The sequence below is a fragment of the Agromyces bracchium genome (assembly GCF_009709675.1).
In the GTDB taxonomy this organism is placed as follows: Bacteria; Actinomycetota; Actinomycetes; order Actinomycetales; family Microbacteriaceae; genus Agromyces; species Agromyces bracchium.
This window is the reverse complement of sequence record NZ_WMLB01000022.1, coordinates 25245-43588: the sequence shown is the minus strand read 5'-3', so window position 1 is coordinate 43588 and position 18344 is coordinate 25245. Positions and strand designations below refer to the sequence as shown.

Genomic DNA, 18344 nt, shown 5'->3' with positions numbered 1-18344 from the left:
TGGTCCCCGGAAACCGCACCGACGCAGGAGCCATGAGCATGCCCGAGAGCACCACCCCCGCCAGCGCCAACATCGGAGTCGTCGGCCTCGCCGTCATGGGCTCCAACCTGGCCCGCAACCTCGCCAGCCGCGAGGGCAACACTGTCGCGGTCTTCAACCGCTCCCCCGAGCGCACGCACACGCTCACCGGCGAGCACCCCGAGGCCGGCTTCGTCGCCTCCGAGAGCTACGACGACTTCGTGGCCTCCCTCGCCAAGCCCCGCACGGCGATCATCATGGTCCAGGCGGGCCGGGGCACCGACGCGGTCATCTCCGAACTCGTCTCGCGCTTCGAGCCCGGCGACATCATCGTCGACGGCGGCAACGCGAACTTCCACGACACGATCCGCCGCGAGGCCGAGATCAAGCCGACCGGCATCCACTTCGTCGGCGCCGGCATCTCCGGCGGCGAGGAGGGCGCACTCCACGGGCCCTCGATCATGCCCGGCGGGTCGGCCGAGTCGTACGAGACCCTCGGCCCGATCCTCGCCTCGATCGCCGCGGTCGCCGAGGGCGAGCCGTGCGTGACCCACATCGGTACCGACGGCGCCGGCCACTTCGTGAAGATGGTGCACAACGGCATCGAGTACGCCGACATGCAGCTCATCGCCGAGGCCTACGACCTCATCCGCCGCGGCACGGGCAAGACCCCCGCCGAGATCGCCGACGTGTTCGCCGAGTGGAACACCGGCGAACTCGAGAGCTACCTCATCGAGATCACCGCCGAGGTGCTCCGCCAGACGGATGCCGCGACCGGGCAGCCGCTCGTCGACGTCATCCTCGACGAGGCCGGCGCCAAGGGCACGGGCGCGTGGACCGTCCAGAACGCCCTCGACCTGGGCGTGCCCGTCTCCGGGATCGCCGAGGCCGTCTTCGCGCGTTCCCTCAGCTCCAAGCGCGCGCAGCGCGAGGCCGCGGTCGACCTGCCCGGGCCCGACGAGGCCTGGTCGGTCGCCCCGGAGGACGCCGACGCGTTCATCGAGGACGTCCGCAAGGCGCTCTACGCGTCCAAGATCATCGCGTACTCGCAGGGCTTCGACGAGATCATCGCCGGCGCCGAGCAGTACGGCTGGAACGTGCACAAGGGCGAGGTCGCGAAGATCTGGCGCGCGGGCTGCATCATCCGCGCCCGATTCCTGAACCGCATCGCCGACGCCTACGCGGAGGACCCGACGCTCGTCGCGCTCGCCGTCGCGCCGTACTTCCGCGACGCGATCGCGGGCGGGCAGTCGTCGTGGCGCCGCGTCGTGGCGACCGCCGCGCAGGCCGGCATCCCCACGCCCGCGTTCTCGTCGTCGCTCGCCTACTACGACGGCCTTCGCGCCGACCGGCTCCCCGCGGCCCTCGTGCAGGGCCAGCGCGACTTCTTCGGCGCGCACACCTACAAGCGCGTCGACCGGTCGGGCGTGTTCCACACCCTGTGGTCGGGCGACCGCAGCGAGATCGAGACCACGCCTTCCTCGCACTGACCGATACTGGAGGAACGGATCCCACGCGAGGAAGGAGGGCCGGTGCGCGAACCATCGTGGCGCCGTGACGGCGAAGACCCGGACTACCGGTTCACCCTCGCCAACGAACGCACCTTCCTCGCGTGGATCCGCACGGCGCTCGCGCTGCTCGCGGGCGCGGTGCTCCTCGACCAGTTCGCCACCGCGCTCGAGCCGCGCGTGGCGGTGCTGGTCCTCGCGGTCGTGCTCGCGATCGCGGCCGCGGTGCTCAGCGTCGGCGCGTACACGCGCTGGCGCGCCAACGAGATCGCGATGCGCCGGAACGGTCCGCTCCCCTTCAGCTGGGTGCTGCCGCTGATCTCGGCCATCGGCCTGCTGGCCGCGGCCGTGCTCGCGGTGCTCTTCGTGGTGACCTCATGACGGATGCCACGGCGCGCGACCCGGGCCTGCAGCCCGAGCGGACCGCGCTCGCGTGGTCGCGCACGTCGTTCGCCGTCGCCGTGAACGCGCTCCTCGTCCTCCGCGAGGGGCTGATCGGCGACAAGAGCTTGCTGGTCGCCGCATCCGTCGTCCTCCTGGCGGGCGCCGCCGCCATCCTCGCCGTCGGCTGGCACCGGAGGCGGTCGCTCGCCGCTGCGGGCACCCCGTTGCCGCTCCCGCTCCCCATGGCGTGGACCGTGCTCGGCGCGACGCTTCTCGCCTGCGCCGCGGCGGCCTGGTCGATGCTCGCGAGTTCGCCATGGTGAACCACGAGCCCGCGAGCGGGTGGGAGGAGTCCGACAGCCTCGACGACGGACCGGTCGTCGGTGCACGCCGCAGGCGCGCGATCCGCATCGCCGTGGTCCTCGCGCTCGGCGCGATGGTGCTGCCGCTCGTGCTCTCGGCGTTCGGCGTGGCCCGCTCGGCCGCCGCGAACGCCTGCGCAGCGTACGTCGCCGACCTCAGCCTGCTCGACGAGTCGCGCGTCGAGTTCGACCTCTTCGCGCGGGGCGGGCCGGGCTGGCTGTGCATCGCGGTCGCCCCGTCGGGCGCGAGCACGGTGCTCGGCAACCTCGGGCCGATGCCCGCGTTCCCGAAGCCGGCGGCGCCGGGCCGCGACGCCTAGTCGGCCGACGCCTCGCCCGCCTCGGGGCGGACGGCCTCGGGCCCGCCGGACTGCGCCGACTCGGCCTGCAAGCGCTCGCGCACCTGTCGGCGGATCACCTTGCCGATGAGCGAGCGCGGCAGGTCGTCGACCGCGACGACGCGCCGGGGCACCTTGTAGGGCGTCAGGCGGTCGCGCACCGCGGCGCGGATCCCCTCGGCGTCGAGCGTGGCGCCCGGTTGGAGCACGACGGCGGCGACGACCTCCTCGCCCGAGCGCTCGTCGGGCATCCCGACGACCGCGCAGTCCGCGACATCCGGATGCTGGCGGATCGCGTCCTCCACCTCGCTCGGCGCGACGTTGAAGCCGCCCGTGATGATGAGCTCCTTGATGCGGTCGACGATGCGCACGAAGCCGTCGTCGTCGATCGTGACGATGTCGCCGGTGCGGAACCACGGCGCGCCGCCGGCGGGATCGTCGACGAAGACCGCCGCCGTCTCCTCGGGCTTGTTCCAGTAGCCGCCGAACACCTGCGGTCCGCGCACGACGAGTTCGCCGCGCTCACCGGCCGGCACGTCGTTCGTCGGCGCGTCGGGGTCGACGACCCGGCACTCGGTGTCGGGCAGCGGCAGCCCCACGGTGCCCGCCTTGCGGGTCGGCGCGACCGGGTTCGCCATGAGCACCGGCGAGCACTCCGACAGCCCGTAGCCCTCGACGAGGTAGCCGCCGGTCTTCTCCTCCCACGGTTCGACGACGGATGCCGACAGCGGCATGGCTCCCGAGATCGCGATGCTGATGCCCTCGAGCGAGACGCCCTGCTCGGCGGCGGCGGTCGTGAGGCGCTCGTAGATCGGCGGCACGGCCGGCAGGAACGTCGGCGGATGCTTCTTCACGACCTTCAGCACGAGGTCGGGGTCGAACCGCGGGAACAGCACGAGTCGCGAGCCCATGCTCATCGCGAAGGTCAGGCACAGCGTCAGCCCGTAGGCGTGGAACATCGGCAGCACCGCGTAGACGACCGACGTGCCGCGTTCGATGTCGGGAACCCACGCGCGCGCCTGCGCGGCGTTCGCGAGCAGGTTGGCGTGCGTGAGCGCCGCACCCTTCGGGCTGCCCGTCGTGCCGCTCGTGTACTGGATGAGCGCGACGTCGCCGACGCGCGGCGCGTGGATGTGCGGTGCGATGCGGTCGGATGCCACGAGCTCGCGCCACGGCACCGTGCCCTGCACGCTCGTGGTGAGCGCCGCCCGCGACTCGCGGGCCTTCGCGATCGGCAGCCGGAGCGCCACGCGCGTCGCGAACGGCATCGCCCGGGTGAGGTCGACCGACACGATGTGGCGCATCGCGAGGTCGTCGGGGAAGTCCTGGATCGCCCTGACGACCTTGTCCCACGCGATCACGACCCTGGCACCGTGGTCCTCGAACTGGTGGCGGAGCTCGCGCGGCGTGTACAGCGGGTTGTGCTCGACGACGATGGCGCCGAGCCGCAGCACGGCGTAGAACGCCACAATGTGCTGGGGGCAGTTCGGCAGCACGATCGCGACCGGGTCGCCGGCCTGCACGCCGAGCCGGCGCAGCCCCTCCGCGGCGCGGTCGATCTCTTCGCCGAGCTCGGCGTACGACGTGACGCGACCGAAGAACTCCAGCGCGGGTCGATCCGGGTACTGCTCGACCGTGCGGTGGATCAGGTCGATCAGCGACCCATCGGGCGCGGGGAGCGTGTGCGGGACGCCGGGGGCGTAGCTCGCGAGCCAGGGCCTGGCCGCGGCATCCGTCATCAGGCGGCCCCGTCGAACATGCTCGTGACCGAGCCGTCCTCGAAGACCTCGTGGATGGCGCGGGCCAGCAGCGGCGCGATCGGCAGGACCGTGAGCCGGTCCCACCGCTTCTCCTCGGGCAGCGGCAGCGTGTCGGTGACGACGACGCGGTCGATGAAGTCGGACTGGAGGATCTCGGTCGCCGGGTTGGAGAACACCGCGTGGGTGGCCGCGACGACGACGCCGGTGGCGCCGTTGGCCTTGAGCGCCTCGGCGGCCTTCACGATCGTGCGGCCGGTGTCGATGAGGTCGTCGACGAGGAGGCACACCCGGCCGGCGACGTCGCCGACGATCTCGTGCACCGAGACCTGGTTCGGCACCAGCGGGTCGCGGCGCTTGTGGATGATCGCGAGCGGCACGCCGAGCTTGTCGGACCAGATGTCGGCGACGCGCACGCGACCCATGTCGGGCGAGACGACCGTCAGGGTCTCGGGATCGAGCGAGTTCTTGAACTCCTCGAGCAGCACCGGCATCGCGAAGAGGTGATCGACGGGTCCGTCGAAGAAGCCCTGGATCTGCGCCGCGTGCAGGTCGATCGACATGATCCGGTCGGCGCCGGCCGCCTTGTAGAGGTCGGCGACGAGACGGGCCGAGATCGGCTCGCGGCCGCGCCCCTTCTTGTCCTGCCGAGCGTACGGATAGAACGGCGAGACGACGGTGATGCGCTTCGCCGACGCGCGCTTCAGGGCGTCGACCATGATGAGCTGCTCCATGAGCCACTCGTTGATCGGCGCCGCGTGCGACTGGATCACGAACGCGTCGGACCCGCGCACGCTCTCGTCGTAGCGCGCGTAGAGCTCGCCGTTGGCGAAGGTGCGTGCATCGGTCGGGACCAGCTCGCTGCCGAGCTCGGCGGCGATGTGCTTCGCGAGCGCCGGATGGGCACGCCCCGACACGAGGACGAGCCGCTTGGATCCGGTGGTCTCGATTCCCGACATGGTCACAGTCCTTCCCACCGGCCTGGCCGGGTCCTATTCAGCTTCAGGTCCGTCGCCGTCGGCCTCGCCCGCGTCGCGCGCGGCCTCGGCCGCCTGCGCGGCCGCGGTTCCGGCACGGTGCTGCTGGACCCAACCGTCGATGTTGCGTTGCGGGGCGACGTTCACGCCGAGCGCACCGGCCGGCACGTCCTTGCGGACGACCGTGCCTGCCCCCGTGTACGCCCCGTCCCCAATCGTAACGGGCGCGACGAACACGCCGTGCGACCCGGTCCGCACGTGCGAGCCGATGGTCGTGCGGTGCTTGTCCACGCCGTCGTAGTTCGCGGTGATCGATCCGGCGCCGACATTCGACCCCTCGCCGATCTCGGTGTCGCCGATGTACGACAGGTGCGGCACCTTGCTGCCCGGGCCGATGTGCGCGTTCTTCGTCTCGACGAAGGTGCCGATCTTGCCGTCGGCGTCGAGCACCGTGTCGGGGCGGAGGTACGCGAACGGGCCGACCGACGCGTCGGCGCCGATCACGGCCAGCGTGGCATCCGTTCGCTTGACCTCGGCGCGTTCGCCGACCTCGCAGTCGACGAGCGTCGTATCTGGCCCCACGATCGCGCCGGTCGCGATGGCGGTCGCGCCCTTGAGCTGGGTACCCGGGCGGATGGTGACGTCGGGCTCGATGCGCACGGCGAGGTCGATCCAGGTCGTCGTCGGGTCCTCGATGGTCACGCCGTTCAGCTGCCAGCCGCGCACGATGAGCGCGTTGAGCCGCGCCGCGGTCTCGGAGAGCTGCGCGCGGTCGTTGACGCCCGCGACGAGCCACGCCTCGGAGACCGGACGCGCCTTCACCTCGGAGCCCGCCTCGCGGAGCAGCGCGATGAGGTCGGTGAGGTACTTCTCGCCCTGCGCGTTGTCGGTCGTGAGGTTCGCGAGCTGGTCGCGCAGCGCGCCCGCGCCGAACGCGTAGACGCCGGCGTTGATCTCGTCGATGGCGAGCTCGTCCTCCGTGGCGTCCTTCTGCTCGACGATGCGGTCGAACGCGCCCTCGGCGCTGCGGACGATGCGACCGTACCCGCTCGGGTCGTCGTAGCGCGCCGAGAGGACGGATGCCGCGAGCCCGTCGGCCCGGTGCCGCTCGAGCATCTCGGAGAGCGTCGAGGCGTTGAGGAGCGGCACGTCGCCGTTCAGGACAAGGACGTCGCCCTCGAAGTCGTCGGGCAGTGCGGCGATCGCCTGCTCGACCGCGCGCCCCGTCCCGGCGATCTCGTCCTGGTCGACGATGACGGCTTCGGGCAGCTCGGCCTGGATCGCGCCCGCGACGAGGTCGCGCTCGTGGCGGACGACGGCCACCACGTACTTCGCATCGAGCGCACGCGCCGTGGCGAGCACGTGGGCGATGATCGGGGCCCCTGCGAGCGGGTGCAGGATCTTCGGCGTGGTCGACTTCATGCGGGTGCCCTGACCCGCGGCGAGCACGATGATCGCGAGGTTCTCGTCCATGCTCCGCCACCAGGATTCGAACCTGGTCCTCACAGCTCCAAAGGCTGTCGTGCTGCCGTTACACCATGGCGGACCGCGCCCGGCTCAGGCTGCGAGGCCCGCGGACGCCGCCCCCAAGTCTGCCACGCGGCATCCGTCGACCCGAACGCCCGTGCCCCCGCGGCGATCGGGCCGGGCGACCGTCGGAGCCGGTGCGCACGGCGGTGGGATACTGGCGGCATGACGACCGGCGACCAGGACGAGGTGGACCGGATCGTCGACGACTGGGAGCGCGAGCGCCCCGACCTCGACTTCGCGCCGCTCCAGGTGTTCTCGCGCGTCGGGCGGCTCGCGAAGCTCCTCGACCGGGCGCGGAAGCAGGCGTTCGAGCGCTCCGAGCTCGAGTCGTGGGAGTTCGACGTGCTTTCGGCGCTCCGCCGTGCGGGCGCGCCGTTCCGGCTGCCGCCGAAGGCGCTGCTCGCGCAGACGCTCGTCTCGAGCGGAACGATGACGAACCGGATCGACCGGCTCGTCGCGCGGGGCCTCGTGACCCGGCAGACCGATCCGCACGACGGGCGCGGGATCCTCGTGGAGATGACCCCGGCCGGTGTCACGCGCGTCGACGCGGCGATCACCCGGCTCGTCGACGCGGAGGCCGAACTGCTCGCCGGCCTGCCGCCCGCCGAGCAGCGGCGGCTCGCGGCACTGCTTCGGAAGCTCTCGCTCGGCTTCGCCTGAACCGGCCGAACGGTCGTGGCCGGCAGCCCCTGAGCGCCGGCCGCGGCGGATCGACGGGAATTCCTGCGCATCCCGGAATACCCCCTAGGGGTATTAGGTTGTGGTCATCAACGGCCCGAAGCAAAGGAGTGACATCATGCGACTGTTCGCCATCCGCGACTACCGTCACCTGTTCAGCGCGCAGGTCATCGCACTCTTCGGCACGGGGCTCGCGACGGTCGCGCTGGGCCTCCTCGCCTACGACCTCGCCGGCTCCGACGCGGCCGCGGTCCTCGCGACCGCCCTGACCATCAAGATGGTCCTCTACGTCGTCGTCGCACCCATCGCCGCGGCCTACGCCGACCGCCTGCCGCGCCGCGCCTTCCTCACGCTGCTCGACGCGGTCCGGGCGGGCGTCGTGCTCGCGCTCCCCTTCGTCACCGAGATCTGGCACATCTACCTGCTCATCGGGCTCCTGCAGGCGGCATCCGCCGCCTTCACCCCGACGTTCCAGGCCGTCATCCCCGACATCGTGACCGACGGCAACCAGTACACGCGAGCGCTGTCGGCATCGCAGGTCGCCTACACGATGGAGAGCCTGCTGAGCCCGGTGCTCGCCGCCATCGCCCTGACGTTCATGAGCTTCAGCTGGCTGTTCATCGGCACCTCGATCGGGTTCGTCGTGTCCGCGGTGCTCGTGCTCTCGACGCGCGTCCCGAACGCCCGTCCCACCGGCGAGCGCCGGGTCTGGGCGCGCGTCGCGTCGGGCGTCACGCTGTTCGCCCGGACGCCGCGTCTCCGCGGCATCCTCGCCCTCAACGTCGTCGTCGCGGCGGCCGGCTCGATCGTCGTCGTCAGCACCGTCAACCTCGTGCGCGACGAACTCGGCGGCACGCAGGCCGACGTCGCGTGGATGCTCGCCGCCTCCGGCGGAGGCACGCTGCTCGTCGCCCTCCTCCTGCCGCGGGTGCTCGACCGCATCGCCGAACGCCACGTCATGATGACCGGCGCCGCCGTGCTGGTCGCCGGGGTGGCCGCCGCGATCACGATGACCGCCACCGGCCTCGCCCTCTGGGGCGTCATGGCCGCGATCTGGGCGACGATCGGCGCCGGCATGGCCATGGTCATCACGCCGACCGGGCGCGTGATCCGCGCGTCGGCGACGCCGGAGGGGCTGCCCGCCGCATTCGCTGCCCAGTTCTCGCTGTCGCACCTGGCGTGGCTCGTCACCTACCCGATCGCCGGGTGGGTCGGCACGAGCGCCGGTGTCGTGGTGGCCTGGCCCATCCTCGGTGCACTCGCGGCGATCGGCGCCGTGGCGGCGCTCGTCCTGTGGCCGCGGCGGGTCGCGGCGCGTCGCGTCGCCCGCTCGGCCGTCCTCGGCGCCGCCGAGGCCGAGGCCGCGTCGGCGGCGCTCGGTGAGATCCGGAGCCGCGCCCGAGTGGGCATCGGATCCGTCTGAGCCCGGAAGCAGGCGGGCCCGCGACGCACCGACGTCGCGGGCCCGCCCGCGCCTACCGCCGGAGCACCCGCCGCGCGAGCCAGTTGCCCACGTACTGCACGACCTGCACGAAGACGACGATCAGCAGCACCGCCGCCCACGTCACGACCGGCTCGAACTGCCGGAAGCCGTAGAGCTGCGCGAAGTAGCCGAGGCCGCCGCCGCCGATGAGGCCCGCCATCGCCGACATGTCGATGACCGCGATGACGATGAACGTGTAGCCGAGGATCAGCGGGCCGAGCGCCTCGGGCACGACGACCGTGCCGAGGATCCGCAACGGACCCGCGCCCATCGATCGCGCCGCCTCGATGACGCCGGGGCGCACGGTCAGCAGGTTCTGCTCGACGATGCGCCCGATGGCGAACGCCGCGGCGAGCGAGAGCGCGAAGATCGCGGCATCCGTGCCGATGCCCACGCCGATGACCGCGCGCGTGAGCGGCTGCACGGCCGCGATGAAGATGATGAACGGGATGGGCCGGAAGAAGTTGATGACGACGTTCAGCACGTTGTTCACGACCGAGTTCGGCAGCAGGCCGCCGCGCCGCGTGGCGTAGAGGCCGATGCCGAGGAGGAACCCGCCCGCGCCGCCGAAGAGCATCGTGAGCGCGACCATGTAGAGGGTCTCGCCCGCGGCGGCCCAGAACTCGGGGCCCAGTTCGAGGAGACGATCCATCAGCGCACCTCCGTGACGTCGGCGTGCTGCGCCACCGCAGCGAGCGCGCGGTCGATCGCGGTGTCGTCGCCGCGCACGGCGAGGGTCAGGTGGCCGAACGCACGACCTCGGATGTCGTTGATGCCGCCGTAGACGAGCTCGAACTCGAGCCCGGCCTCGGCGAGGTCGAGGAAGACGCGCGCCTGCGAGGCATCCCCGTCGCGGAACGAGCACGTCACGATGCGGCCCTCGTGCCGCTCCCTGAGCACCGCGAGCTCGGCCGGCGAGGGCACGCCCTTGACCACCGTGCCGACGAATCGCTGCGACGACGGATGCCGCGGGGCGGAGAACACGTCGAAGACGTCGCCGTGCTCGATGACCCTCCCCCGGTCCATCACGGCGACCTTCGTCGCGATCGACTGGATCACGTCCATCTCGTGCGTGATGACGATGATCGTGACGCCCTGCTCCTCGTTCACGCGTTTCAGGAGCGCGAGCACCTCCTGCGTCGTCTCGGGGTCGAGCGCGCTCGTCGCCTCGTCGGCGAGGAGGATCCGCGGCCGGGTCGCGAGCGCGCGCGCGATGCCGACGCGCTGCTTCTGTCCGCCCGAGAGCTGGTCGGGGCGCGCGCCGGCCTTGTCTGAGAGGCCCACGAAGGCGAGCAGTTCGTCGACGCGGGCCCGGATGTCGGCCTTGGACCATCCGGCGACCTTGAGCGGATAGGCGACGTTGGCACGCACGGTCTTCGCCTCGAAGAGCTCGAACTGCTGGAAGATCATGCCGATGCCGAGGCGGATGCCGCGGAGCTCGCGCTCGCGGAGACTCGTGATCTCCTGGCCGTCGATGCGGATGGACCCGCTCGTCGCGGGCTCGAGCGCGTTGACGAGCCGCACGAGCGTGGACTTGCCGGCGCCCGAGTAGCCGATGATGCCGTAGACGTCGCCCGCCTCGATCTCGAGGGAGACGTCGTCGACGGCGACGACCGCCTCGGCCGCGCGGCCGGCTGCGGGATAGGACTTGCTGACGTGCTCGAGGGTCACGAGCGCCATGCGGTACCTCCTTGCATGAGCAGTCCCCGATGGTCGAGTCGCGCCGGAGGCGCGTATCGAGACCTCGCACGGGTCTCGATACGGGCGCGGCCTACTCGACCACCGGGGCCGTCGTCGTCTCAGCCCTGGGCGCGGGTGTCGTCCTCGACCGTGGCGAGCGCGTCGACGAGCTCGTCGACCGGGGTGGTCAGCGCCACCGCCGTGTCGCCGGATGCCTCGGCGAGGCCCGCCTGCACCTCGGGGTCGGACTGGAAGATCTCGACGAGCTTCAGGTACGTCTCGTCGTCGGCGTCCTCGGCGCGTGCGGCGAAGATGTTCACGTACGGCAGCGCGGTGGGGTCGCTCGGGTCGTCCTGCGCGATCGCGTCGGCGAAGGTGAGGCCGGCATCCTGCACGAAGTCGTTGTTGATGACCGCTGCGGCGACGTCGGGCAGGCTCGTCGGCGTGAGCGACGCCTCGAGGGGCGTGACCTTCACCTTGGAGCTCGCCTCGTCGATGTCGTCGACCGTCGAGAAGATGGACCCGCCGTCCTCGAGCTCGATCAGCCCGGCCGACTGCAGCACGAGGAGCGCGCGGGCCAGGTTCGAGGGGTCGTCGGGCACGGCGACGGTCTCGCCGGCGGGGATGTCGTCGACCGAGTCGTACTCCAACGAGTAGAGGCCGAGCGGGTAGATCGCGGTCGCGCCGATGGGCGCGAGGTCGGCGTCGGCCGAGACGTTGTAGTCGGCGAGGTACACGATGTGCTGGAACTGGTTGAGGTCGAGCTCGCCCTCGGTGAGCGCCGGGTTCGGCTGCGTGTAGTCGGCGAAGTCGACGAGCTCGATCTCGATGCCGGCCTCGGCGGCGGCCTCCTCGAAGGCGGGCCACTGGGGGTCGGACTTGCCGACGACGCCGATGCGGACGACGTCGTCGCCCTCGGCGGCGCCCGCCGACGAGCAGGCCGCGAGGCCGATGACGAGCGGGGCTGCGGCGAGCGCGGCGATGAGCTTGGTGGTGGTGCTGGGCATGGCGGGGTTCCTTTTCGCGATCGGCGCGCGCGATCAGGTGCTGGTGGCGGTGGTGCCTGGACATGACGAACCCCACCGCTGGTGGCGGTGGGGCCTCGTTGCCGCGATCGCGGGCGCATTCCAACGGTAGGCGAAGGATCTGCGCTCGATTGACCACACGGTCATCGAGTGTCACAGATCCTGCGACCTCACCCCTCGAGCTGCTCGGAAACTTCGAGCCATCGGGTCTCGAGCTCCGCGACGGAGTCCTCGAACGTCCGCAACTCGTCGCCGAGCGTGCCGAGCCCGACGTAGTCGGACTGGTCGTGGCGGGCGAGCTTCTCGTGCTGCTCGGCGATCTGCGCCTGCAGCTTCTCCAGGCGTCGGTCGATCGACGAGAGCTCCTTCTCGGCGGTGCGCCGGTCTGCGCCCGTGAGGGCGGGGGCGGGTCTCGATACGCTGCCTTCGGCTGCTACTCGACCAACGGTCGCCTCCGGTGGTCGAGTAGCACCCGGCGAAGCCGGGCTCCCCGGTGGTCGAGCAGCACCCGGCGAAGCCGGGCGCGTATCGAGACCCTGCCGACGCAGCTCGAGGTACTGCTCGACGCCGCGCGGCAGGTCGCGGAGGTGCCCGTCGAGGATCGCGACCTGCCGATCGGTGACGCGCTCGACGAGGTAGCGGTCGTGCGAGACCACCAGCAGCGTGCCCGGCCAGGCGTCGAGCAGGTCCTCGATCGCGGCGAGCATGTCGGTGTCGAGGTCGTTGGTCGGCTCGTCGAGGATCAGCACGTTCGGCTCCTGCAGCAGGATCAGCAGGAGCTGCAGGCGGCGCTTCTGGCCGCCCGAGAGGTCGCGCACCGGCGTCGCGAGCTGCTGGCTCGTGAAGCCGAGCCGCTCGAGCAACTGGCCGGGCGTGAGTTCGACGGCCTTCGAGCCCGAGCCGAACACGTAGCTCGTCCTCTGCGCGGCGACGACCGCGCTCACGCGCTCATCGGTCCACTCGGCGAGCTCGGCGAGCTCCTGGCTCAGCACGGCGATCTTCACGGTCTTCCCGCGCTTGACCCGCCCGGTGGTCGGCTCGACCTCGCCCGTGACGAGCTTCAGCAGCGTCGACTTGCCGGCGCCGTTCACGCCGAGGATGCCCGTGCGCTCCCCCGGAGCGATGCGCCACTCGAGCTCGTGCAGCACGGTCCGGGTCGCCGGCGCGCCGGGCGCGGCATCCCGAACCGGGTACTCGACGGTCACGTCGAGCAGGTCGACGACGTCCTTGCCGAGCCGCGAGACCGCGAGGCGGTTCAGCTCGACGGGGTTGCGCACGGGCGGCTCGTCCTCGATGAGCTGGTTCGCGGCCTCGATGCGGAACTTCGGCTTCGACGTGCGCGCGGGCGCACCGCGGCGCAGCCACGCGAGCTCCTTGCGCATGAGGTTCTGGCGCTTGGCCTCGGATGCCGCGGCCATGCGGTCGCGCTCGACCCGCTGCAGCACGTATGCGGCGTACCCGCCCTCGAAGGGCTCCACGATGCGGTCGTGCACCTCCCAGGTGGCGGTGCACACCTCGTCGAGGAACCAGCGGTCGTGCGTGACGACGACGAGCGCGCCGTCGTTGGCCGCCCAGCGGCCCTTCACGTGGCGTGCGAGCCATGCGATGCCCTCGACGTCGAGGTGGTTCGTGGGCTCGTCGAGGAAGAGCACGTCCCAGTCGCCGACGAGGAGCGCCGCGAGCCCGACCCTGCGGCGCTGGCCGCCCGACAGGTCGCCCACCCGGCCCTGCCACGGCACGTCGGCGAGGAGGCCCGCGATGACGTCGCGCACCTTCGCGTCGCCGGCCCACACGTGCTCCTCGATGCCGCCGACGACGGCCTCGGCGACCGTCAGGTCGGGGTCGATGGTGTCGGTTTGGTCGAGCATGCCGATGCGCACGCCGCGCCGCACGGTGACGCGGCCCCCGTCGGGCTCGAGCCGCCCGGCGAGCAGCTTCAGCAGCGTCGACTTGCCGTCGCCGTTGCGCCCCACGATGCCGATCCGGTCGCCCTCGTCGATGCCGAGGGTGACCTCGTCGAAGACGGTGCGCGTGGGGAACTCGAGGTGCAGGCGCTCGGCGCCGAGGAGGTGTGCCATGTCGCGCTCAACCCTACTTCGCCGCGCGCGGCGCGGCCGAGGCGCGGGTCAGAAGGGCAGCACGCGCGCGCCGTGCACCGGTCCGTGCACGTGCAGGGCGGTGAGGCCCGCCGCGGAGAGCGCGACCTGAAGCTCGAGCGCACTGTCGGCGTCGTCGACGAGGAACGCGACGGTCGGCCCCGAACCCGAGACGAGTCCCGCGAGGGCGCCGTTCTGCTCGCCGAGGTCGATCACCTGCGCGAGCCGGCCGGCGAGCCCGACCGCCGCCGACTGCAGGTCGTTGTGGAGCGCCGCGGCCAGTTGCCGCGGGTCGCCCGCGCGGAGCGCGTGCAGCACGGCCGCGTCGACCGTCGGCGAGTCGAGCGCCGACCGCGCGCCGTGGTGGCCGTCGCGCCACTCGGGGTCGAGGCCGGCGTCGCGGCGGCGGTCGAGCTCGCCGTACACGGCCGGCGTCGAGAGCCCGAAGCCGGCGATCGCGAGCACCCAGTGGAACGAGCCCGTCGCCAGCGCCGGGCTCAGCCGATCGCCGCGCCCGGTGCCGATCGCCGTACCGCCCGTGAGCGCGAACGGCACGTCGGCGCCGAGCGAGGCGGCGAGCGCGTGCAGCTCCTCCTTCGGCAGCGCCGTGCCCCAGAGCGCGTCGCACGCGACGAGCGTTCCGGCGGCATCCGCCGACCCGCCGCCCATGCCGCCCGCGATCGGGACGTGCTTGTCGATCTCGAGGCGCACGCCGCCGGGCACGCCCGCGTGGCGTGCGAGCAGCTTCGCGGCGCGGATCGCGAGGTTCGAGGCATCCGTCGGCAGGCCCGACGTGTCGACCGAACCGCCGAACGCGACCGAGAACTCGTCGTCGGGCCAGGCCCGTACGTCCTCGTAGAGCGAGACCGCCTGGTACGCGGTCGCGACGTCGTGGTAGCCGTCGTCGTCGAGCGCGCCGACCCGCATGAAGAGGTTGATCTTGCCGGGGGCTCGGACGTGCACTGCCGCGTCGGTCGCCGGGAAGGTCATGCGACCCACGCTAGCCGACGCGCGCCGGGCGGGCGCGCAGCGTCGGGCGTCGAATCAGGCGACGGATGCCGCGGCGCGGGCGATCCGCAGGAAGTCCTCGACGGTCAGCTGCTCGCCTCGCGCCTGCGGGTCGACGCCCGCGGCCTGGAGCACGGCACTCGCGGTCGCGGCGGAGCCGCCGAGCACACCGGCGAGCGACTGGCGGAGCATCTTGCGGCGCTGCTGGAACGCGGCGTCGACGATCGCGAACACGGCGATGCGCTCCTCCTCGGTGCCGGGCGGATCGCCGGGTGCGTCGCCGCGCTCGAACCCGACGAGCACGGAGTCGACGTTCGGGACGGGCCAGAACACCATGCGCGACACCTGTCCGGCCGTGCGCCAGTCGCCGTACCAGCCCGCCTTCACGCTCGGGGCTCCGTAGACCTTCGAGCCGGGCTCGGCGGCGAGCCGGTGTCCGACCTCCGCCTGCACCATGACGATCCCCGAGGTCAGGGACGGGACGTGCTCGAGCAGGTGCAGCAGCACGGGCACGGAGACGTTGTAGGGCAGGTTCGCGACGAGCCGCGTCGGCTCGCCGGGAAGCTCCGTCACGCGCAGCGCGTCCTCGCGGACGACCGTGAGCGAGGTGCCGGGCTGCATGAGCCGGACGGTGTGCGGCAGCTGGGCGGCCAGGCGTGAGTCGATCTCGACGGCGATCACCTCGGCGCCCGCCTCCAGGAGGCCGAGCGTGAGCGATCCGAGCCCCGGTCCGATCTCGAGCACGGTCTCGCCGCGCTGCACGCCCGCGGTCTGCACGATGCGGCGGACCGTGTTGGCGTCGTGCACGAAGTTCTGGCCGAGCTTCTTCGTCGGCGTGACGTCGAGGAGTTCGGCGAGGTCGCGGATCTCGGCCGGGCCGAGCAGGCGCGGCGTGACGGCGCCGCCGCCGTCGGCCTCGTGGCGATGCGCGTTCACGCCCTGCTCCCCCGCACGCTCCCGATGCTGGGGCAGTCGGCGCCGGCCGCGCGCACGGCGCGCCGCATCACGCCGAACCCGCCTCGAGCCCGTCGGCCCACGAGCCGTACGCGCGTTCGGTGTTCGCGGCGACCTCGGCGCACAGCTCATCGAGGTCGGCGCCGAGCGTCTCGGCCATGAACCGCATGGTGTGCGGCACGAGGTACGGCGCGTTCGGCCGGCCGCGGAGCGGCGCGGGCGTGAGGTACGGCGCGTCGGTCTCGACGAGGATCCGCTCGCGCGGCACGACCCGGAGGGCCTCGCGAAGGTTCTCGGCGTTCTTGAACGTCACGTTGCCCGCGAACGAGCAGTACCATCCGGCGTCGCCGGCGAGCCGCGCGAGCTCCTCGCCGCCCGAGAAGCAGTGGAAGATCGTCGTCTCGGGCGCCCCCACGCGGCGGAGGGTCGCGACCACCTCGTCGTGCGCGTCGCGGTCGTGGATCTGCAGCGCGACGCCGTGGCGCTTCGCGATGTCGATGTGCGCCTCGAACGACCGGAACTGCGCGTCGCGGCCGTCGTCGCCCGTGCGGTAGAAGTCGAGGCCGGTCTCGCCGACCGCGCGCACGCGCGGCTGCCCGGCGAGCTCGTCGATGACGGCGATCGCCGCGTCGAGCTCGCCGCGCTCGTCGAGCTCGGGCGCCTCGTTCGGGTGCAGGGCGACCGCGGCCAGCAGGCGGGGCTCGCGCGCGGCGAGCTCGGCCGACCAGCGGCTCGTCGCGACATCCGTGCCGACCTGCACGGCACCCGCGACGCCGACGGATGCCGCGCGCTCGAGGTGCTCGTGCGCGGAGAGCGGCAGCGCGCCGTCGGCGATCTCGAGGTGCGTGTGGTTGTCGTAGACGGGCACCCGGAGCGGCTCGGGCAGCGGCGGGTACTCGGCGGCACGGCCGCCGTCGGACCGGGTGCGGAGGTGGTCGGCGCCAGCCGTCACTCGGTCGCCTCCACGCGCGGGAACAGCGGCTCGAGCGCGGAGGTCCGCGTGCCGACGCTCCACTCGTGGGCGCGGTCGATGCGCTGCTCCTGCACGGTGCCGGGCGCGCCGAGCGCGGTCCAGAGCTTCGCGGTCGCCTTCGGCAGCACCGGCGAGAGCAGCACGGCGAGCGTGCCGACGCCGTGGTAGGCGGTCTCGAGCACGGCCTCGAGGCGCGCGCGCTTCGTCTCGTCCTTCGCGAGGGCCCACGGCTCCTGCTCGGTGATGTACCCGTTCAGGGCGTCGACGAGCTTCCACGTCGCGGCGATCGCGTCGTGGATCTGCAGCCGCTCGATCGCCTGCCACGCGGCATCCGTCGCCTCGGCCTCGATGCGCCGGATCGCCTCGTCGGCGTCGGTGCGTGCCGCCTCGGTGCCCGTGGGCACCTCGCCGCCGCAGTACCGCCCGATCATGGCGATGACGCGCGAGGCGAGGTTGCCGAAGCCGTTGGCGAGCTCGGCCTGGTAGCGCGCGGCGAGGTCCTCCCACGAGAACGAGCCGTCCTGTCCGAACGAGATCGCCGAGAGGAAGTAGTACCGGAAGGCGTCGGAGCCGAACGTGTCGGTGATCTGCGACGGCGCGATGCCCGTGAGCTTCGACTTCGACATCTTCTCGCCGCCGACGAGCAGCCAGCCGTGGCCGAACACACCGGTCGGCACGTCGAGCCCGGCGGCCATGAGCATGGCCGGCCAGATGACGGCGTGGAATCGGAGGATGTCCTTGCCGACGAGGTGCTGCGCGGGCCAACGCTCCGCGAACCGCTCGTCGTCCTCGCCGTAGCCGACCGCGGTGATGTAGTTGAGCAGCGCATCGAACCAGACGTAGACGACGTGCGTCTCGTCCCACGGGACCTTCACGCCCCAGTCGAACGTCGACCGCGAGATCGAGAGGTCGTCGAGGCCGCGCCGCACGAAGCTCACCACCTCGTTGCGCGCCGACTCGGGCTGCACGAAGTCGGGACGGGTCTCGTACAGCTCGAGCAGCTTGTCGGCGAACGCCGACATGCGGAAGAAGTAGTTCTTCTCGTGCAGCAGCTCGACGGGCTTCGAGTGGATGGCGCAGACGAGCTGCCCCTCGTACTCGCCCGTGCCGTCGACGAGCTCGGACTGCTGCTTGTACTCCTCGCAGCCCACGCAGTAGTAGCCCTCGTATTCGCCCGTGTAGATCCAGCCCTCGTCGAAGAGGTGCTGGAGGAACTTCTGCACGTTGCGCTCGTGGCGCTCGTCGGTCGTGCGGATGAAGTCGTCGTTGGCGACGTCGACGGTGTCGAGCAGCGGCTTCCACGCCTCGGCGACGAGCTTGTCGGCCCACTCCTGCGGGCTCACGCCGTTCGCGGTCGCGGTGCGGAGGATCTTCTGGCCGTGCTCGTCGGTCCCGGTGAGCATCCACGTGTCGCGACCCGCCTGGCGGTTCCACCGCGCGAGCACGTCGGCGGCCACCTCCGTGTACGCGTGCCCGATGTGGGGCACGTCGTTGACGTAGAAGATGGGGGTCGTGATGTAGAACGAGGAGGCGTCGGCCATGCCGACAATCCTACGGGCGCGCACGCGCCCAC

Annotated in this window: 17 protein-coding genes and 1 tRNA gene; 6 read left to right on the top strand and 12 right to left on the bottom strand. The window is 71.9% G+C overall.

Going from position 1 to position 18344, the window contains the following annotated elements:
• The first annotated feature begins 38 nt into the window (after positions 1 to 38).
• Genes gndA through GJ743_RS08640 form a run of 4 tightly spaced genes read left to right on the top strand, consistent with a single transcriptional unit; the run spans position 39 to position 2592 of the window.
• Positions 39 to 1508, top strand: a complete 1470-nt coding sequence (gene gndA / locus GJ743_RS08655) for an NADP-dependent phosphogluconate dehydrogenase (RefSeq protein ID WP_155051509.1) — start codon at positions 39 to 41, stop codon at positions 1506 to 1508.
• 42 nt (positions 1509 to 1550) lie between these two features.
• On the top strand, positions 1551 to 1907 hold the full coding sequence (locus GJ743_RS19970) for a YidH family protein (RefSeq protein WP_328288974.1): 357 nt from the start codon (positions 1551 to 1553) through the stop codon (positions 1905 to 1907).
• A complete protein-coding gene (locus tag GJ743_RS08645; protein WP_155051507.1) occupies positions 1904 to 2233 on the top strand; it encodes a DUF202 domain-containing protein in 330 nt (109 codons plus the stop codon). The genes GJ743_RS19970 and GJ743_RS08645 overlap by 4 nt, the downstream gene beginning before the upstream one ends.
• Positions 2227 to 2592, top strand: coding sequence for a hypothetical protein (locus tag GJ743_RS08640; RefSeq protein ID WP_155051506.1), 366 nt, complete (start codon positions 2227 to 2229; stop codon positions 2590 to 2592). Before GJ743_RS08645 ends, GJ743_RS08640 begins: the two co-directional genes overlap by 7 nt.
• Here the strand turns inward: GJ743_RS08640 and GJ743_RS08635 are convergent.
• The 4 genes from GJ743_RS08635 to GJ743_RS08620 form a co-directional block, all read right to left on the bottom strand.
• Positions 2589 to 4349 (bottom strand): long-chain-fatty-acid--CoA ligase, encoded by a 1761-nt coding sequence (locus GJ743_RS08635; RefSeq protein WP_155051505.1) that lies wholly within the window; start codon positions 4347 to 4349, stop codon positions 2589 to 2591. The genes GJ743_RS08640 and GJ743_RS08635 overlap by 4 nt on opposite strands.
• Positions 4349 to 5326, bottom strand: a complete 978-nt coding sequence (locus GJ743_RS08630) for a ribose-phosphate diphosphokinase (protein WP_155051504.1) — start codon at positions 5324 to 5326, stop codon at positions 4349 to 4351. Before GJ743_RS08630 ends, GJ743_RS08635 begins: the two co-directional genes overlap by 1 nt.
• A gap of 33 nt (positions 5327 to 5359) precedes the next feature.
• Positions 5360 to 6817 (bottom strand): bifunctional UDP-N-acetylglucosamine diphosphorylase/glucosamine-1-phosphate N-acetyltransferase GlmU, encoded by a 1458-nt coding sequence (glmU, locus tag GJ743_RS08625; protein ID WP_155051677.1) that lies wholly within the window; start codon positions 6815 to 6817, stop codon positions 5360 to 5362.
• Between the two features lies 1 nt (position 6818).
• Positions 6819 to 6890 (bottom strand) — tRNA-Gln (locus GJ743_RS08620).
• 146 nt (positions 6891 to 7036) lie between these two features.
• On the opposite strand from GJ743_RS08620, the gene GJ743_RS08615 reads away from it, so the two are divergent.
• Both GJ743_RS08615 and GJ743_RS08610 read left to right on the top strand, forming a co-directional pair.
• On the top strand, positions 7037 to 7534 hold the full coding sequence (locus GJ743_RS08615; RefSeq protein WP_129234422.1) for a MarR family winged helix-turn-helix transcriptional regulator: 498 nt from the start codon (positions 7037 to 7039) through the stop codon (positions 7532 to 7534).
• 136 nt (positions 7535 to 7670) lie between these two features.
• The gene (locus GJ743_RS08610) at positions 7671 to 8975 is read left to right on the top strand and encodes an MFS transporter (RefSeq protein ID WP_155051503.1); all 1305 of its coding nucleotides are present in this window, start codon (positions 7671 to 7673) and stop codon (positions 8973 to 8975) included.
• A 52-nt stretch (positions 8976 to 9027) separates the two neighbouring features.
• On the opposite strand, the gene GJ743_RS08605 is transcribed toward GJ743_RS08610, so the two are convergent.
• The 8 genes from GJ743_RS08605 to metG form a co-directional block, all read right to left on the bottom strand.
• On the bottom strand, positions 9028 to 9687 hold the full coding sequence (locus GJ743_RS08605) for a methionine ABC transporter permease (RefSeq protein ID WP_155051502.1): 660 nt from the start codon (positions 9685 to 9687) through the stop codon (positions 9028 to 9030).
• A complete protein-coding gene (locus tag GJ743_RS08600; RefSeq protein WP_155051501.1) occupies positions 9687 to 10715 on the bottom strand; it encodes a methionine ABC transporter ATP-binding protein in 1029 nt (342 codons plus the stop codon). Before GJ743_RS08600 ends, GJ743_RS08605 begins: the two co-directional genes overlap by 1 nt.
• A 119-nt stretch (positions 10716 to 10834) precedes the next feature.
• Entirely contained in the window at positions 10835 to 11722 is an 888-nt protein-coding gene (locus tag GJ743_RS08595; RefSeq protein WP_155051500.1) for a MetQ/NlpA family ABC transporter substrate-binding protein, read from the bottom strand.
• 188 nt (positions 11723 to 11910) lie between these two features.
• A complete protein-coding gene (locus GJ743_RS08590) occupies positions 11911 to 13818 on the bottom strand; it encodes an ABC-F family ATP-binding cassette domain-containing protein (RefSeq protein WP_155051499.1) in 1908 nt (635 codons plus the stop codon).
• 48 nt (positions 13819 to 13866) lie between these two features.
• On the bottom strand, positions 13867 to 14826 hold the full coding sequence (locus tag GJ743_RS08585; RefSeq protein ID WP_155051498.1) for a 4-(cytidine 5'-diphospho)-2-C-methyl-D-erythritol kinase: 960 nt from the start codon (positions 14824 to 14826) through the stop codon (positions 13867 to 13869).
• Between the two features lie 54 nt (positions 14827 to 14880).
• Entirely contained in the window at positions 14881 to 15780 is a 900-nt protein-coding gene (rsmA, locus tag GJ743_RS08580; protein ID WP_328288973.1) for a 16S rRNA (adenine(1518)-N(6)/adenine(1519)-N(6))-dimethyltransferase RsmA, read from the bottom strand.
• Between the two features lie 67 nt (positions 15781 to 15847).
• Entirely contained in the window at positions 15848 to 16750 is a 903-nt protein-coding gene (locus GJ743_RS08575; protein ID WP_328288972.1) for a TatD family hydrolase, read from the bottom strand.
• On the bottom strand, positions 16747 to 18312 hold the full coding sequence (gene metG, locus GJ743_RS08570; RefSeq protein ID WP_155051496.1) for a methionine--tRNA ligase: 1566 nt from the start codon (positions 18310 to 18312) through the stop codon (positions 16747 to 16749). The genes GJ743_RS08575 and metG overlap by 4 nt, the downstream gene beginning before the upstream one ends.
• Between the last annotated feature and the right edge of the window lie 32 nt (positions 18313 to 18344).

Excerpts from the sequence above, each read along its gene's own strand:
- gndA (WP_155051509.1), top strand. The coding sequence starts at position 39 with ATGCCCGAGAGCACCACCCCCGCCAGCGCCAACATCGGAGTCGTCGGC.
- GJ743_RS08645 (WP_155051507.1), top strand. The coding sequence starts at position 1,904 with ATGACGGATGCCACGGCGCGCGACCCGGGCCTGCAGCCCGAGCGGACC.
- GJ743_RS08640 (WP_155051506.1), top strand. The coding sequence starts at position 2,227 with ATGGTGAACCACGAGCCCGCGAGCGGGTGGGAGGAGTCCGACAGCCTC.
- GJ743_RS08635 (WP_155051505.1), bottom strand. The coding sequence starts at position 4,349 with ATGACGGATGCCGCGGCCAGGCCCTGGCTCGCGAGCTACGCCCCCGGC.
- GJ743_RS08630 (WP_155051504.1), bottom strand. The coding sequence starts at position 5,326 with ATGTCGGGAATCGAGACCACCGGATCCAAGCGGCTCGTCCTCGTGTCG.
- glmU (WP_155051677.1), bottom strand. The coding sequence starts at position 6,817 with ATGGACGAGAACCTCGCGATCATCGTGCTCGCCGCGGGTCAGGGCACC.
- GJ743_RS08615 (WP_129234422.1), top strand. The coding sequence starts at position 7,037 with ATGACGACCGGCGACCAGGACGAGGTGGACCGGATCGTCGACGACTGG.
- GJ743_RS08610 (WP_155051503.1), top strand. The coding sequence starts at position 7,671 with ATGCGACTGTTCGCCATCCGCGACTACCGTCACCTGTTCAGCGCGCAG.
- GJ743_RS08605 (WP_155051502.1), bottom strand. The coding sequence starts at position 9,687 with ATGGATCGTCTCCTCGAACTGGGCCCCGAGTTCTGGGCCGCCGCGGGC.
- GJ743_RS08600 (WP_155051501.1), bottom strand. The coding sequence starts at position 10,715 with ATGGCGCTCGTGACCCTCGAGCACGTCAGCAAGTCCTATCCCGCAGCC.
- GJ743_RS08595 (WP_155051500.1), bottom strand. The coding sequence starts at position 11,722 with ATGCCCAGCACCACCACCAAGCTCATCGCCGCGCTCGCCGCAGCCCCG.
- GJ743_RS08590 (WP_155051499.1), bottom strand. The coding sequence starts at position 13,818 with ATGGCACACCTCCTCGGCGCCGAGCGCCTGCACCTCGAGTTCCCCACG.
- GJ743_RS08585 (WP_155051498.1), bottom strand. The coding sequence starts at position 14,826 with ATGACCTTCCCGGCGACCGACGCGGCAGTGCACGTCCGAGCCCCCGGC.
- metG (WP_155051496.1), bottom strand. The coding sequence starts at position 18,312 with ATGGCCGACGCCTCCTCGTTCTACATCACGACCCCCATCTTCTACGTC.